The organism is Kitasatospora purpeofusca, assembly GCF_000718025.1.
Taxonomy (GTDB): Bacteria; Actinomycetota; Actinomycetes; order Streptomycetales; family Streptomycetaceae; genus Kitasatospora; species Kitasatospora purpeofusca.
Window position 1 is genome coordinate 44,569 of the sequence record NZ_JODS01000038.1, and the last position, 15,354, is coordinate 59,922.

Here is a 15,354-nt window from a genome sequence, read left to right on the forward strand (position 1 = left end):
CCTATACTCCGACCTTCTCCGTGTTGCCGCGTTCCAGGTGGACGTGGGCGCGCATCAGCTCGCCCGGGTTGGTCTGCGCCGCGAGCAGCGACAGCTCGCCGCAGAGCACGGTCGCCGCCGCGATCACGGCGAGCCGGCGGGCGTTCTCGCCGGGCTCGCGGTCGGCCCGGCAGCCCAGCCGGGCCAGGTTGGTCTCCACGAAGGCGAGCCCCTTGCCGTTGCCGACCGTGCCGACGATCAGGTTCGGCAGGGTGCAGGCGAAGTACAGGTCGCCGTCGCGGTCCTCGGCCATCACGACGCCCTGCGAGCCCTCGACGATGTTGGCCGCGTCCTGGCCGGTGGCCAGGTAGAAGCCGAGCAGCATGTTCGCGAAGTGGGCGTTCGCCGAGCGGATGCCGCCGGCGAGCAGGGTGCCGAGCATGTTCTTGCGGATGTTCAGCTGGACGATCTTCGCCGCGGTGGTGTGCAGCACCCCGGTGACGACCTCGCGCGGCACCAGCAGCTCGGTCACCACGTTCTTGCCCCGGCCGAGGATGCCGTTGACCGCGGTGGCCTTCTTGTCGGTGCAGTAGTTGCCCGAGATCGATCCGTAGGAGATGCCGGGGACGGTCTGCAGCAGGTGCTGCAGCAGCACGTCGGAGGCGAGGGTGGCCATGTTGTGCCCGGAGGCGTCGCCGGTGGTGAACTCGAACCGGACGAACAGCAGGTTGGCGTTGATCTCGTGCCGGACGCCGACGAGTTCGGCGAACCGGCTGCAGCCGCGCACCACCTCCTGCAGCTCCGCGAAGCGGTCCCGGATGCTCCGGGCGGCGGCCAGCGCCGTCCCCGCGTCGGTCGCCTCGACCAGCACCGAGCGGGTCATCCGCTCGTCCACCAGGGTGGCGACGATGCCCTGCTCGGCGAGCATCGAGACCTTGGCGCCCCGGCCCACCGAGGGCCACAGCGGCGACTCGTAGGTGGCCAGCGGGACATGGGTCTCGGTGGTGGTGACGTTGCCCGAGATGCGCACCGGACCCACCCAGCGCATCGGGACGCCGGCGATGGCGTGGTCCTCGGTCATCGGATGCCTCCGGTGGTGGTGGGCGCGGCGGCGGAGCGCCGGGCGAACTGCGCGGTGTCGATGCCGCGGTCGGCGCAGAACTCGCGCAGGGTGCCCTGGATCAGCAGGTCCCGGCCGGTCAGCGCGGCCGGGGTGGCCGCGCCGAGCATGGTCATCAGCGCCGCCAACTGGTCCAGCCAGCTGGACAGCTGGGTGACCAGCGCCTCCACGCCCTCGTCCATCAGGGTGCGCAGGAAGGTGCCGGACGCCCCGACGCCGTGGGCGCCGAGCGCCAGGGCGCGGGCCACGTCCAGCGGGTGGCGCACACCGCCGGAGGCCAGCACCGGCAGGCCCACGTCCCGGCTGTCCAGCAGACAGGCGGCCGTGGAGAGGCCCCAGCCCTCCAGGAAGGTGTAGTCGCGCAGGTCGCGCCGGCCGTTCTCGATCCGGGCGAAGTCGGTGCCGCCCCGGCCGCCGAGGTCGGCCACCCGGACGCCCAGGTCGCGCAGGACCCGGACGGTGTCCCCGCTGAGGCCGAAACCGACCTCCTTGACGATGACCGGGACACCCACGCCCTCCACGATCCGGCCGATCTGCGGCACCCAGGCGGAGAAGGAGCGGTCGCCCTCCGGCATCACCGTCTCCTGGACGGTGTTGATGTGGATCTGCAGCGCGTCGGCCTTCAGCAGGTCGACGGCGCGGCGCGCCTTGTCGACCGAGGCGGTGGCGTTGACGTTGGCCAGGACGAAGCCGTCGGGGTTCTCCTCGCGCAGCACGCTGAAGGTGCCGGCGCAGGACTCGTCCTTGAAGTAGGCGCTCATCGAGCCGGAGGCGATCGGCACCCCGGTCTCCCGGGCGGCGATCGCGAGGTCGCGGTTGATTCTGCCGGTCATCTCGCTGCCGCCGGTCATGGCGTTGATGTACAGCGGGACCGGCCAGGAGAAGCCGGCGAACTCCGTGGCCAGCGACACGTCCGGACGGTCGATCCCGGCCAGGGCGTGGTGGACGAACGTCACCTCGTCGAACTGGTTGCGTCCGACGTGGCCGTGCTGCTGCTCGACCGCGAGCCGGACGTGGTCGTCCTTGCGTTGAGAGATCATTCCTCGTTCCCTTCGGTGGCGGGTCGCAGGTCCAGGGGTCGCACCCCGGCCGCGGTCCACCGTTCGCGTAGGTGGTCGATGTCCGGCGGGGCGGCGGTGGCCCCGGCCCGGGAGTTGCTGGACGGCGCGGTGCCCGGGGCGGTCCGGGTGTCCGCGGCGTCGGGGGCGTCGGCGGCGTCGGCGACGTCCGGGGTGTCGGGGCGGGCGCGGGTGTCCGGCAGCTCCAGCAGGGCGATGCCGCAGTCACCGCCCCCCGCGCCGGAGGGCTTGGCCGCGCCGCCGACGGCCTCGGCGGCGTCGCACAGCGCCGTCAGGGCGGGCGTGAAGACGCCGAGCCCGGCCTCCTCGTCGAGCCGGGCCAGCTCCCGGCGGGCGCGCCGGACGCCGTCCAGCAGCGCGGCCCGGTCGCCGTGTTCGATCGCGTCGGCGGCGGCCCGCACCAGGTCGGCGCTGGCGGCCACGAACCGGCGGTGCGGCGGGGTGCCGCGCCAGGCCCGGCGGTGCAGCCCGGACACCAGCTCCGTGGTGGAGGCGGGGGTGCCGGTCCAGCCGACCTCCAGCGCCACCCCCGCGGGCGGCGGCAGCCGGCGCACCTCGAAGCCCGGCCAGGGCTCCGCCAGCGCCCCGGCCACGCCACGCCGGCGGACCAGGTCGAGCACGGCGGCCCGGTCGGGCGACCGGTAGGCGATCCAGCCGCCCCAGGTGCTGGCGGCCAGGTCGCCGCCGGAGCCCTTGGGGTCGAGTTCGGCCGAGGCCAGCAGCGCCAGCCGGTACCGCTCCTCGGCCGACAGCGCCAGACCGCAGTGGGCGGCCACGGCCGCGACGGTCGCCACGGTCACCGCACCGCTGGACCCGAGGCCGAACTTGACCCCGTCCCGGTGCAGTTCGCTGCTGATGGCGATGTCCAGCTCCGGTGCCGGACGGCCGTGTTCGGCCAGCAGCCGGGTGACGGTCCGGAGCGCGGCGAGCACATGGGCCAGCTCCCGGCGGGCCCGGTCGGCGTCCTCGACCCCGACCGGGTCGAGCCGGTCGCCCCGGCGGAGCCAGCGCACCGGCGCCGCGAGCAGGTCGGAGGAGACCAGCGTCCCGTCCCCGGAGGGCTCGGTGACGGTCGCGGTGACCCGGCGGTCGACCGCCACCAGGATCGCCGGGTTGCCCGGCTCCACCACCGCGTACTCGCCCGCGACGAACAGCTTGCCCGGCGCGCGCCGGACCACCGGCGGGCGGCCGGTGGTCACGCGTCCGCGTCCCGCAGCCGGGCGGCAGGTCCGGGGCCGGCGATGTGCACCGAACCGCCGCGGACGGCCTCGCGGACCACCCCGGCCACCCGGTCCGCCTCGGACCGCCGGCAGAGCACCTTGACGTTGGGTCCGGCGTCCATGGTCGCCCAGGCCGACACCCCGGCGCGGCGCAGCTCCAGCACCGCGTCCAGCACGGTCAGGGTGGCCGCGGACAGGTAGCGCACCGCCGGACGGGCCGCCAGCATGGTGGCGTGCATCCCGAGCGCGTTCCGCTCGGCGACCTCGCCCACCGCGTCCAGGTCGGCCCGCCGCAGCGCCTCCCGCATCTCGGCCAGGTCGGCCTGGCTGGAGGCGGCCCACGGCCGGTACAGCGGCGAGGTGGCGACGGTGCGCCGCATGGCCTCGCGGCTGGACACCGCCTTCGGCCCGGCGTCGACCACCGCGACCACCAGCGCCGGGTCCAGCGCGGCCACCGGCACCGGGACGGGCTCGGCGTAGGAGCCGAGGTCGGGGTCGCCGCCGCGGTCCGGCTGCCCGGCGTGCCAGATCGCGAAGCCGCCGAAGACGGAGCGCGAGGCCGAGCCGGAGCCGCGCCGGGCCAGCCGGGACAGTCCGGTGGCGTCCAGGCCGAGTCCGTACGCGGCGTCGGCGGCGGTCGCCAGCGCGGCGAAGCCGCTCGCGGAGGAGGCCAGTCCGGCGCCGGTGGGGACGGTGTTGCGGGTGTCCACGACGGCCCGCAGCGGGCTTCCGGCGCGCTCCCTGACCAGGTCGAGGAAGGCGGTCACCCGGCGGCGCGGCTCGCCCTCCAGGGGGGCGCCGTCCAGCGTCACGGTGTCCTCGCCGGCCCCGGGGTCGAGCCGGACCCGGGTGGTGGTCGGGAACACGTCCAGCGTCATCGAGAGGCTGTCGGTCCAGGGCAGGACGAGCTGCTCGTCCCGCTTGCCCCAGTACTTGACCAGCGCGATGTTCGGATGGGCGACCGCGGTGGCGTCCCCGGCGGCGCTGCCGGGGGCGGGACGCGGGCGGGTGGTGGCGGTCGGCTGCTCAGCGGCCATGGCCGGGGTACTCCCTCAGCGGTACGGACCAGGTCTGGACGGCGCCGGCGGCGAGCAGCGCGCGGGTGACCTCCGCGGCCGACTCCTCGGCGGCCAGGGCGATCACGCAGCCGCCCATGCCGCCGCCGGTGATCTTGGCCCCGAGGCCGCCGGCGGCCAGCGCGGCCGAGACCATCCCGTCGATCCGGTCGGTGCTCAGGCCGCCCGCGCGGAGCAGCTCGTGGTAGTCGGTGAGCTGGGCGCCGAGCTGCTCGGGCCGGCCCTCGGCGAGTGCCGTCCGGGCGGTCCCGGTCAGCTCGGAGGCCCGGCGCAGGAAGGCCTCCTGGGTGCCCGGCCGCTGCCGGAAGCCCTCGCGGAGCAGCTCGACGGCGTCCTTGGTCCGGCCCGCCACGCCGCTGTCGGCGACGATGAACAGGCCGTCGCAGCCGATCGGCAGCTCCTCCGCCCGACCGGCCCGGAACAGCAGCGGCGCGGTCGCGCCGACGGCCATCGCGTCGACGCCGCTGGCCCGGCCGTGCGCCACGTTCTCGGCGGTCTGCACCAGGTCGAACGCCAGCTGCGGGGTGACCTCGCGCTCGAACAGGTCGGCCAGCGCGTGCACCACGGCCCGCGCGCAGGCGGCGCTGGAGCCGAGGCCGCGGCCGACCGGGATCGCGCAGTCGATGATCACATCGAGGTGCAGGCTGTCGGGCACGCCCATGGCGGCCCGGAACTCGGCGGTCAGCCGGTGCAGTCCGTCGGAGGCCTGGGCGGGCTTGGGCCGGGACTCGGAGCCGGTCATGGTGAGGGAGAAGTCGTCCGGGTCGGCCGGGGACTGCGCGGAGTACCCGGCGGTGGCGGTGACGCCCAGCTGCGGGAGCGGGAGGGCGAGCGCCGGGGCTCCGTAGACGACCGCGTGCTCACCCAGCACGATCGCCTTGGCCCGGGCCCGGCCGGTGCCGACCGGCCGGGCGCCGCGGTTCTCCGACAACCCCTCGGGTGCGGCGGGTAGGGACAACGAACTCAGCTCCCCGTTTCGTTTCTGCATGGAGATCGCTCATCCAGAGTTCTCGGAAGGAAGGAATCCGGTGGCGGGACGGAAAAGGGCCCGCCGGGGACCCTGTTCGGGTCCCCGGCAGGCCCGGGGTGGTGCTGGTGCCGCAGGTGGTGCGGGTGCCGCGGGTGCCGCGGGTTGCGACTCCGCGACGGGTTACGACTCGGCGACGAGCATCTTCTCGACCGGTCGGCGCCACTGGTAGTACGACTGGATCTTGTGGTACTCGCCCTTGGGTGTGACCGTCACGCCGTAGACGAAGTTGCGGCCCTCGGTGCTGTACGGGGCGTCCTGGACCAGCCGGACGATCTGCGGGGCGACGGTCACCGGCAGTGCCAGCGGCTCGGGCGTCATGACCGAGTAGGTGATCCGCGAGATCTTCGGGGAGTCCCAGCTCAGCGTGGCGTACATGACGAACGCCTTCTCGTTGAAGGTCAGCAGCTCCTCGCTCGGGGCCGGCAGGCCCAGTTCGGCGAGCAGCGAGCGGACGCCCTCGGGCGCGAAGGTCTCCCGCGGCACCCGGCCGGAGGCCCCGCCGCCGAAGTAGAGGTTGACGGTCCGGCTGCCGTAGTCGATGCCGACGGTGCTGACGATGTCCGACAGGCCGTAGCGGTCGAACAGCTCCAGGTTGGCGGTGATGCCCTCCGGTGCCGACGGCAGCGCGGCGACCTCGCGGACCGTCAGCAGCCGCTCGATGGTGGGGAAGGACCAGGTCTTGGTGAACCCGGCCCGGACACCGAAGTCGACGCCGCAGCTGTCGATCGGGAGCTCGCCGTGGACCTCGGCCAGCAGCTTGCCGACCGGGTGGTCGGTCTTCTCGGCCAGGCCGTTCGCCAGCGCGACGGCGTAGGGGTCGAGGCCCCGGGGGAGCATGGTGAACCGGCAGTCGAGGTCATCGGCACCGAGTGGGCTGTTCTGCACCCGGAAGGAGATCACCGACTCCGGCAGCACGTCCTGGTAGGCGGTCAGGATCGGCCACACCGTCTCGCGCTCGAAGGGCACGTCCACCACACGGGCGGTTCCCTCGACGGCCGCGTAGAAGTTCTCCAGGAAGGCGCTTTCCGACATTCTTCTTCCACCTGTCCAATCGTGGCGTCTGCGTGGATCTGGGGGGTTCGTCGCGGGGGTCGTGCACGCCGCGACGTCGCACAGCCGTCAGCCGCGGGCCGGACACCCGCACCGGACACCGGGCGGGTGCGTACGCCGAGGCACACGCGGGTGACGGACGAACCGAGGGGAATCACTGCCGTGCCGACCGAAGACCTGGTCCGACCTGCGCGGACCGGCGGTTCTGGCACTCAACACCCGCCCCCGGAACGGGTTTTGGGCAGGGTGGGCGTGCAGAAATAGTGACACGCGCCCCGCCCGCCGGCCAAGGCCCCCGGAAAGTGACCTGGGTCACGCTCCCCCCGCCCGGCCCCGGGGCCCCGGACGCGGGGTGGTATTCGGCGGCACGGGACGGCCCGGTCTGGCATGATGTCCCCGGTGTCGGGGTGCTAGCTCAATGGGTAGAGCAGCGGACTTTTAATCCGTAGGTTCAGGGTTCGAGCCCCTGGCGCCCCACCGACGCGAAAGGCCCGGGCCGGAGACCTCCGACCCGGGCCTTCGTCGTTCCACCGGCGCCGAACGGGGCGCGGCCGGTGACGCAGAGCATGCGAACGATGCGTTCTGACGATCGGTTTGTATGATCCAAGCCGGGTCCGTTGGGGGACATCGGACCCGCACGGAGGGCCGCGGACGGCGCAGCCGGGGGTGTTCGTCGGTTATTGCGACCGTCGTACGTGCAACCCGGGAGCGGTCTCGACCGTCTCTCTGTGTGCAGTGCGTCCGGCCGTAGAGGGCGCAGCGTCCGCCGGTGAAAGGTTCAGGCATGTCAGGTCAGTGGGGCGAGGGTCCGGCTCGCGGTGACGACGCGCCCGGTGCGCTCACGGCCGACGGTGCCGGCGGCGGTGCGTCCGGGGCACCCGGTGCCCCGGTGCCCGGGCCCAGGCCCGGCGGCCGCGCCGAGGCCCGACGGGCCGCCCAGGGCAAGCCGGGGCCGGCCAAGGCGGGTCCGGCCCAGGCCGGTGCGGCCGCGGCCGGTGGCGGCGGACGGGCCGCGGCCAGGGCCGCCGCCCGCAAGCCGAAGCGGGACGTCAAGAAGATCGTCGCCTGGTCCGCCGCCGGCGTGCTGGTGCTGCTGGCGGGTGCCGGCGGGCTGATCTACTACCAACTCAACGGCAACATCAAGTCCTTCGACGCGGACGCGATAGCCAAGGACCGCCCGCCGGAGGCGCAGGCCGACGCGGACGGCAACAAGCCCGTCAACCTGCTGCTGATCGGCTCCGACAGCCGGGGCAAGAACAACTCCGACCTCGGCGGCGGCGAGGACGGTGGCGCCCGCTCGGACACCACGATCCTGCTGCACGTCTACGCCGACCACAAGCACGCCGTGGGCATCTCGATACCGCGCAACGCGATGGTGGCGATACCGTCCTGCAAGCTGCCCAACGGCAAGTGGACCAAGGGTTCGAACAGCGACCTGTTCAACGCGGCCTTCTCCGTCGGCGGCACCGACGAGGGCAACCCCGCCTGCACCCAGAACACCGTGGAGAAGCTCACCGGGATCCGGGTCGACCACACCATGGTGGTGGACTTCCAGGGCTTCGCGGCGATGACCAAGGCGGTCGACGGCGTGGACATCTGCCTGCCCGAGGACATCCACGAGAAGGACCTCAACGACAAGCTGCCCGCCAAGGGCGCCGTGGTCCTGAAGAAGGGTCCGCAGAAGGTGGAGGGTCAGCAGGCGCTCGACTACGTGCGGCTGCGGCACGGCATCGGCGACGGCTCCGACATCGGCCGGATGAAGCGCCAGCAGGCCTTCATCAGCTCGCTGGCGGCCAAGATCAAGAAGCAGGGGCTCAACCCGACCACCCTGCTGCCGCTCGCCAACGCCGCCACCAGCTCGCTCACCGTGGACCCGGGGCTCGACAGCGCCGACAAGCTGATGTCCTTCGGCCTCTCGCTGCGCAACATCGACCTGCACGACCTCAAGTTCGTCACCCTGCCCTGGCGCTACCGCACCGTGGACAAGAACATCGACATCGTCGACGCGGACGCCAAGAAGCTCTGGGCCACCCTCAAGGCCGACCAGACCATCGACGGCCAGAACGCCACCGGCGAACAGCCGGCGGAGGCCCCGTCCCCGACCGCCCCGCCGGCCGTGGCGGCGACCACCGCGACCACCCCGGCGGCCGCGGCCCACGCCGCCGCGGCCGGCTCCCCGCTCGCCGACACCAAGAACATCAAGGTGTCGGTCTACACCGGCACCAGCGCCACCGGCATGGCCGGCAAGGCGGCCGAGCAGCTGAAGGCGGCCAAGTTCACCGCCACCGCCGTCGGCCGGGCCGACAACCTCAAGTACACGACCACGATGGTCCAGTACGGCTCCGGGCAGAAGGCGAACGCGGAGAAGGTCGCCGCGGTGTTCCCCGGCGCGGTGGTCGAGCCCAGCACCTCGGCCGGGATCACCGTGATCGTCGGCCAGGACTTCGCGGCGGCCAACGGCGCCACCACCCCGGGTGCCTCCGGCAGCGCCCCGGCGACGGGCCCGTCCGCCCCCGCCGTGCCGCAGCCGCTGCCCAGCAGCATCGTCGCCGACGCCCGCTCGGCGGACGACAACATCTGCGACAACACCACCTACGGCTCCGGCGGCTGACCCGCCCCGGCCCCGGCCCCGCGGCGGGGCCGGAGGCGGCGGCGGGAGGCGGTGGGACGCCGTCCGGTGGCGGGATCGCGGAGGCACGGCGATCGTGGGCGGTGTACGGCCGTCCGGCCGCGCGGCCCGAGCGGGCCTGCGCCCGGTGGCCCGTCCGGCGGAGGACCATCGCTTGGAGGCCCAGGAATGCCCGTAGTCACCGCACCGTACAAGCCCGGCACCCCGTGCTGGGTGGACCTGATGGCGAGCGACCAGCAGGCCGCGCTCGACTTCTACCGCGACCTGTTCGGCTGGCAGGGCGAAGTCGGCCCGCCCGAGTTCGGCGGCTACGCCGTGTGCTCGCTCAACGGCAGGCCGGTCGCCGGGATCATGGCCCGCTCCGGCCCGGAGGGGCAGCCGCTGCCCCCGGTCTCCTGGACCACCTACCTCGCCGCCGACGACGCCGACGCGGCCGGGCAGGCCATCTCCGGCGCCGGCGGCACCATCCTCTACCCGGTGATGGACGTGGGCGACACCGGCCGGATGCTGGTCGCGGCGGACCCGACCGGTGCGGTCTTCGGCGTCTGGCAGAAGCTGGAGTTCATCGGCGCGGGCGTCGTCAACGAGCCCGGAGCGCTGGTCTGGAACGAGCTCAACACCACCGACACCGGGGCGGCCGGCCGGTTCTACCAGCAGGCGCTCGGCCTGCGCCCCGCCACGGTCCAGGGCATGGACGGCTTCTACTCGCTCAACGTCGGCGACCACACGGTGGGCGGCATGCAGCCGGTCGCCGAGTACCTGCCGCCGGGCACCCCCTCGCACTGGATGACCTACTTCTCGGTGGACGACACCGACTCCACGGTGGACGCCCTGGTGAAGGCCGGCGGCTCGGTGGTCCAGCCGCCGTTCGACATGCAGGCCGGGCGGATGGCGGTGGTGCGGGACCCGCAGGGCGCGGTCTTCGCGCTCACCTCCACCCCGGACTCACCCTGAGCCCCACGCTCCCCCCGGGGCCCGGACATCTCCTGGGCCCCGGACGCCTCCCGGGCCACGGGCGTCCCGCCCGTGCCGCCCCGGCCGCCCGTTCCCGCGACGCGCCGCCGGGAATGGGCGGTCGAACGCGCTCTGCGGGGTAAGACTGCACCCATGCTGGGGCTACCGGACGACATCCGCGCTTTCCTGTTCGACCTCGACGGGGTGCTCACCCAGACCGCCACGGTGCACGCCGCGGCCTGGAAGGACACCTTCGACAACTTCCTGCGCGCCGAAGCCGCGCGCACCGGCGGGCCGTTCACCCCCTTCGACGCCGTCGCCGACTACGACGCGTACGTGGACGGGCGGCCCAGACTCGACGGCACCCGCGCCTTCCTCGACAGCCGGGGGATCGAGCTGCCCGAGGGCACCGACACCGACCCGCCGGGCACCCGCACCGTGCAGGGCATCAGCCGGGCCAAGAACGACACCGTGCTGCGGATGATCCGCGAGCAGGGCGTCGCCCCGTACCGGGGCTCGGTCGACTACGTGCGCCGGCTGCGCGCGCTCGGCCTGCCCACCGCCGTGGTCTCGTCCAGCGCCAACTGCCGGGACGTGCTGCGCGCCGCGGGCATCGAGGGCTACTTCGACGTGATCGTGGACGGCCTCGTCGCCACCCGGGACGGACTGCCGGGCAAGCCCGCGCCGGACACCTACCTGGCCGCCGCCCGGGCCCTGGGCGTCGAGCCCGCGCACGCCGCCGTGTTCGAGGACGCGCTGGCCGGGGTCGCCTCCGGCCGGGCCGGCGGCTTCGGCGCGGTGGTCGGGGTGGACCGGGTCGGCCAGGCCGCCGAACTGCGCCGCGACGGCGCCACCGTGGTGGTCCAGGACCTCGCCGAACTGATCCCCGACCCCGGGCCGCAGGCCCCCGGCAAGCCCGAGGAGACACCGGCATGAGCGGCCAGGAGCAGCCCTTCGTCGTCGACCCGTGGCAGGTCGTCGAACCGGGCCTCGACCTCACCTCGATGGCCCGCGCCGAATCCGTGTTCGCGCTCTCCAACGGCCACATCGGGCTGCGCGCCAACCTCGACGAGGGCGAGCCGCACGGCCTGCCCGGCACCTACCTGAACGGTGTCTTCGAGCTGCGCCCGATGCCGTACGGCGAGGGCGGCTACGGCTACCCGGAGTCCAGCCAGAGCGTCATCAACGTGACCAACGGCAAGATCGTCCGACTGCTGGTGGACGACGAGCCCTTCGACCTCCGGTACGGCGAACTGGTCAGCCACCGCCGCTGGTTGGACTTCCGCGACGGCCTGCTGCGGCGGTCCGCCGAGTGGACCTCCCCGGCCGGGCGGACCGTCCGGGTCGACTCCACCCGGCTGGTCTCGCTCACCCAGCGGGCGGTCGCCGCGATCGAGTACACCGTGGAGGCGGTGGACGCCCCGGTCCGGATCGTGCTGCAGAGCGAACTCGTGGCCAACGAGCAGCTGCCCGGCGGCGCCGACGGCGACCCGCGGGCCGCCGCCGTCCTGGAGGCCCCGCTGATCGCCGAGGCCAACCACGCCGGCGGGACGAAGGCGGTGCTGGTGCACCGCACCCGCTACAGCGGCATCCGGGTCGCCGCCGGCATGGACCATGTGATCGAGGGGCCGGACCGGCTGGACACCGTCGCCGAGGCGGAGGACGACCACTGCCGGATCAGCGTCACCACCGTGCTCCGCCCCGGCGAGCGGCTGCGGCTGGTGAAGTTCATGGCCTACGGCTGGTCCGCGACCCGCTCGCTGCCCGCCGTCCGGGACCAGGTGGAGGCCGCGCTCACCGCCGCCCGGTACACCGGCTGGGACGACCTGGTCGCCGAACAGGCCGAATACCTGAGGGAGTTCTGGGAGACCAGCGATGTCGAGATCGACGGCGACGTCGAACTCCAGCAGGCCGTCAGGTTCGCCCTCTTCCACGTCCTCCAGGCCGGCGCCCGGAGCGAGGAGCGCGCCATCCCGGCCAAGGGGCTGACCGGCCCCGGCTACGACGGGCACAGCTTCTGGGACACCGAGGCCTTCGTCCTGCCGGTGCTCACCTACTGCCTGCCCTCCGCCGTCACCCAGGCCCTGCGCTGGCGGCACACCACCCTGCCGATGGCCCGCGAGCGCGCCGTCCAGCTCGGCCTGGCCGGGGCGGTGTTCCCCTGGCGGACGATCCGCGGCGAGGAGTGCTCCGGCTACTGGCCGGCCGGCACCGCCGCGTTCCACATCGGCGCGGACATCGCGGTCGCCGTCGCCCGCTACGTCCGGACCAGCGGGGACGTCGAGTTCGAGCGCGAGTACGGGCTCGAACTCCTGGTCGAGACGGCCCGGATGTGGCGCTCGCTCGGCCACCACGACGCCGCCGGCCGGTTCCGGATCGAGGGCGTGACCGGCCCCGACGAGTACAGCGCCGTCGCCGACAACAACGTCTACACCAACCTGATGGCGCAGACGAACCTGCTGGCCGCCGCCGAGTCCGCCGCCCGGCACCCGCGCGAGGCCGCGGCGCTCGGCGTCGACACCGAGGAGACGGCGGCCTGGCGGGACGCCGCCGCGGCGATGTTCGTCCCGTACGACGCCAACCTCGGCGTCCACCCGCAGGCCGACGGCTTCACCGACCACCAGGTCTGGGACTTCGAGAACACCCCGGCGGAGAACTACCCGCTGCTGCTGCACTACCCGTACTTCGACCTGTACCGGAAGCAGGTGGTCAAGCAGGCCGACCTGGTGCTCGCCATGCAGGTCCGCGGCGACGCGTTCACCGACGAGCAGAAGGCCCGCAACTTCGCCTACTACGAGCGGCTGACCGTCCGCGACTCCTCGCTCTCCGCGTGCACCCAGGCGGTGATCGCCGCCGAGGTCGGGCAGCTCGACCTCGCGTACGACTACACCGCCGAGGCCGCCCTGATGGACCTCCACGACCTCGGCGGCAACACCCGGGACGGCCTGCACATGGCCTCGCTCGCCGGGGCCTGCATCGCGCTGGTGGCGGGCTTCGGCGGACTGCGGGACCACGGCGAGGCGCTGTGGTTCCGGCCCAGGCTGCCCTCCGGGCTGACCCGGATCGGCTTCTCGCTGCTGATCCGGGGCAAGCTGCTGCAGGTGCGGATCGACCACGACGAGACCACGTACACGCTGCGCCGGGGCGACGTGATCCACCTGCGGCACGACGGGGAGCCGGTGCAGGTGAAGGCCGGCGAGCCGGTCTCGCTGCCGACCACCGCGCCGCCCGCGCAGGAGCGCTGCGCCCAGCCGCCCGGCCGCGAACCGGCCCGCCGCCAGCCCCAGGCGGGCGTCCCCGGCGGCCGCATCTCCTCCGGCCCGGACCACCTCGCCGCCGAGTAGCCGCGGCACCTTCTCCGCCGCCTCCCTCACTCCGACGGCCGCCCCGGGGTGCGGGGGACGGCGGGGCGGCGGAGGGTGCTGGTGTCGTGCGTCCCCGGCAGTCCCCGACGGCAGGAGATCCCCGTGGTGAGTGTGGCCGAGCAGATGGTGGCGGTGCTCCGGCAGGCCGGTGTGGAGCGGGTCTACGGCGTGGTCGGCGACAGCCTGAACCCGGTGGTGGACGCCATCCGCCGGACGGACGGCATCGCCTGGGTGCACGTCCGCAACGAGGAGGCCGGTGCCTTCGCGGCCGCCGCCGAGGCCGAGCTGACCGGCCGCCTCGCGGTCTGCGCCGGCTCCTGCGGCCCCGGCAACACCCACCTCGTCCAGGGCCTCTACGACGCGCAGCGCAGCGGCGTGCCCGTGCTCGCCCTGGCCTCGCACATCCCGTCCGGCCAGATCGGCACCGGCTTCTTCCAGGAGACCCACCCCGAGCGGGTGTTCACCGACTGCAGCGGCTGGTGCGAGATGCTCTCCACCGCCGCCCAGATGCCCCGGCTGCTGCGGATCGCGATCCAGCACGCCCTCGGCGCCCGGGAGGTCTCGGTGCTGGCCTTCCCCGGCGACGTGGCGGCGCTGTCCGCCGCCGCCCCGACCGGCAGCAGCCACTTCCTCACCGAACGGGCCGTCGCCGCCCCGCCCTGGTCCCAGGTGCAGGAGCTGGCCCGGGTGCTCAACGCCGCGCCCAGGGTGGCGCTTTTCTGCGGCGCGGGCGTCCGCGAGGCGCACACCGAGGTGATGGAGCTCGCGGCCACCCTGTGCGCGCCGGTCGGGCACTCCCTGCGCGGCAAGGAGTGGATCCAGTACGACAACCCGTACGACGTCGGGATGAGCGGCCTGCTCGGCTACGGCGCCTGCCACGAGGCCCTGCACTCCGCCGACCTCGTCCTGCTGCTCGGCACCGACTTCCCCTACGACTCCTTCCTGCCCCAGGCCCGCACCGTCCAGGTGGACCACGACGCCACCCGGCTCGGCCGCCGGACGGCGCTGGACCTCGCCGTGCACGGCGACGTCCCGGCCACCCTGCGGGCGGTCCTGCCGCTGCTGGAGCGGAAGACCGACCGGACCTTCCTCGACGACATGCTGGGCCGCCACTACCGGGCGCTGGAGGACGTGGTCGGCGCCTACACCCGGGACATCGGGAAGCACCTGCCGATCCACCCGGAGTACGTGGCCTCGGTGTTGGACGAGGTGGCCGCCGAGGACGCGGTCTTCACCGTCGACACCGGCATGAACAACGTCTGGGCCGCCCGCTACCTGCAGCCCAACGGGCGCCGCCGGGTGATCGGCTCCTTCCTGCACGGGTCGATGGCCAACGCCCTCCCGCACGCGATCGGCGCCCAACTCGCCTTCCCCGGGCGGCAGGTGGTGGCGATGTCGGGCGACGGCGGGCTGTCGATGCTGCTCGGCGAGCTGCTCACGGTGGCCAGGCACCGGCTGCCGGTGAAGACCGTGGTCTTCAACAACGGCGCGCTCGGCATGATCAAGCTGGAGATGCTGGTCTCCGGCTACCCGGAGTCGGAGGTCGACAACGGGGACGTCGACTACGCCGGGATCGCCCGGGCGATGGGCATCCCGGCCAAGCGGGTCACCGAGCCGGCGCGGGTGCGGGAGGTCCTGGCGGAGGCGCTGGAACGGCCCGGCCCGGCCCTGGTGGACGTGGTCACCGACCCGAACGCGCTGTCCGTGCCGCCGCACATCACCGCGGCCCAGCTGAAGGGCTTCGCGCTGGCCGCAGGCCGTACGGTGCTGGCGGGCGGGGTCGGGCGGATGATCGACCTGGCCCGGTCCAATCTGCGGAACATCCCCCGGCCGTAGCCCTCGACTCCGGGGT

Annotated in this window: 11 protein-coding genes and 1 tRNA gene; 6 read left to right on the top strand and 6 right to left on the bottom strand. The window is 73.7% G+C overall.

The window, feature by feature from the left end; all coding sequences use genetic code 11:
* Nucleotide 1: 1 nt before the first annotated feature.
* The 6 genes from IF01_RS0135785 to IF01_RS0135810 all read right to left on the bottom strand — a co-directional run bounded on the left by IF01_RS0135785 (nt 2) and on the right by IF01_RS0135810 (nt 6,536).
* On the bottom strand, nt 2-1,060 hold the full coding sequence (locus tag IF01_RS0135785) for a hydroxymethylglutaryl-coenzyme A reductase family protein (protein WP_030397801.1): 1,059 nt from the start codon (nt 1,058-1,060) through the stop codon (nt 2-4).
* Nucleotides 1,057-2,139 carry a type 2 isopentenyl-diphosphate Delta-isomerase gene (gene fni, locus IF01_RS0135790; protein WP_037782427.1) on the bottom strand — a complete coding sequence of 361 codons (1,083 nt, stop codon included), beginning with the start codon at nt 2,137-2,139 and terminating at the stop codon, nt 1,057-1,059. Before fni ends, IF01_RS0135785 begins: the two co-directional genes overlap by 4 nt.
* Entirely contained in the window at nt 2,136-3,377 is a 1,242-nt protein-coding gene (locus IF01_RS0135795) for a phosphomevalonate kinase (RefSeq protein ID WP_063764386.1), read from the bottom strand. Before IF01_RS0135795 ends, fni begins: the two co-directional genes overlap by 4 nt.
* Nucleotides 3,374-4,435: a diphosphomevalonate decarboxylase gene (gene mvaD / locus IF01_RS0135800; RefSeq protein WP_037782429.1), complete on the bottom strand. Its 1,062-nt coding sequence runs from the start codon at nt 4,433-4,435 to the stop codon at nt 3,374-3,376. The genes IF01_RS0135795 and mvaD overlap by 4 nt, the downstream gene beginning before the upstream one ends.
* Nucleotides 4,425-5,462: a mevalonate kinase gene (mvk, locus tag IF01_RS0135805; RefSeq protein WP_078880597.1), complete on the bottom strand. Its 1,038-nt coding sequence runs from the start codon at nt 5,460-5,462 to the stop codon at nt 4,425-4,427. Before mvk ends, mvaD begins: the two co-directional genes overlap by 11 nt.
* 162 nt (nt 5,463-5,624) lie before the next feature.
* The gene (locus IF01_RS0135810) at nt 5,625-6,536 is read right to left on the bottom strand and encodes an aromatic prenyltransferase (RefSeq protein ID WP_030397806.1); all 912 of its coding nucleotides are present in this window, start codon (nt 6,534-6,536) and stop codon (nt 5,625-5,627) included.
* Between the two features lie 422 nt (nt 6,537-6,958).
* Between IF01_RS0135810 and IF01_RS0135815 the strand changes: the two genes are divergently transcribed.
* The 6 genes from IF01_RS0135815 to IF01_RS0135840 all read left to right on the top strand — a co-directional run bounded on the left by IF01_RS0135815 (nt 6,959) and on the right by IF01_RS0135840 (nt 15,338).
* Nucleotides 6,959-7,031 (top strand) — tRNA-Lys (locus IF01_RS0135815).
* Nucleotides 7,032-7,338: 307 nt separating this feature from the next.
* Nucleotides 7,339-9,165 carry an LCP family protein gene (locus IF01_RS0135820; RefSeq protein WP_078880598.1) on the top strand — a complete coding sequence of 609 codons (1,827 nt, stop codon included), beginning with the start codon at nt 7,339-7,341 and terminating at the stop codon, nt 9,163-9,165.
* A 186-nt stretch (nt 9,166-9,351) separates the two neighbouring features.
* Entirely contained in the window at nt 9,352-10,137 is a 786-nt protein-coding gene (locus IF01_RS0135825) for a VOC family protein (protein ID WP_030397808.1), read from the top strand.
* Between the two features lie 153 nt (nt 10,138-10,290).
* Nucleotides 10,291-11,073: an HAD family hydrolase gene (locus IF01_RS0135830; RefSeq protein ID WP_037782434.1), complete on the top strand. Its 783-nt coding sequence runs from the start codon at nt 10,291-10,293 to the stop codon at nt 11,071-11,073.
* Complete coding sequence (locus IF01_RS0135835; RefSeq protein ID WP_030397810.1) at nt 11,070-13,481, top strand: glycoside hydrolase family 65 protein; 2,412 nt, start codon at nt 11,070-11,072, stop codon at nt 13,479-13,481. The genes IF01_RS0135830 and IF01_RS0135835 overlap by 4 nt, the downstream gene beginning before the upstream one ends.
* A gap of 117 nt (nt 13,482-13,598) precedes the next feature.
* Nucleotides 13,599-15,338, top strand: a complete 1,740-nt coding sequence (locus tag IF01_RS0135840) for a pyruvate dehydrogenase (RefSeq protein WP_094745725.1) — start codon at nt 13,599-13,601, stop codon at nt 15,336-15,338.
* Nucleotides 15,339-15,354: the final 16 nt, after the last annotated feature.

Bases quoted from the DNA above. Each gene is read 5' to 3' on its own strand.
- IF01_RS0135835 (WP_030397810.1), top strand. From the start codon at position 11,070: ATGAGCGGCCAGGAGCAGCCCTTCGTCGTCGACCCGTGGCAGGTCGTC.
- mvk (WP_078880597.1), bottom strand. From the start codon at position 5,462: ATGCAGAAACGAAACGGGGAGCTGAGTTCGTTGTCCCTACCCGCCGCA.
- IF01_RS0135825 (WP_030397808.1), top strand. From the start codon at position 9,352: ATGCCCGTAGTCACCGCACCGTACAAGCCCGGCACCCCGTGCTGGGTG.
- mvaD (WP_037782429.1), bottom strand. From the start codon at position 4,435: ATGGCCGCTGAGCAGCCGACCGCCACCACCCGCCCGCGTCCCGCCCCC.
- IF01_RS0135810 (WP_030397806.1), bottom strand. From the start codon at position 6,536: ATGTCGGAAAGCGCCTTCCTGGAGAACTTCTACGCGGCCGTCGAGGGA.
- IF01_RS0135830 (WP_037782434.1), top strand. From the start codon at position 10,291: ATGCTGGGGCTACCGGACGACATCCGCGCTTTCCTGTTCGACCTCGAC.
- fni (WP_037782427.1), bottom strand. From the start codon at position 2,139: ATGATCTCTCAACGCAAGGACGACCACGTCCGGCTCGCGGTCGAGCAG.
- IF01_RS0135820 (WP_078880598.1), top strand. From the start codon at position 7,339: ATGTCAGGTCAGTGGGGCGAGGGTCCGGCTCGCGGTGACGACGCGCCC.
- IF01_RS0135785 (WP_030397801.1), bottom strand. From the start codon at position 1,060: ATGACCGAGGACCACGCCATCGCCGGCGTCCCGATGCGCTGGGTGGGT.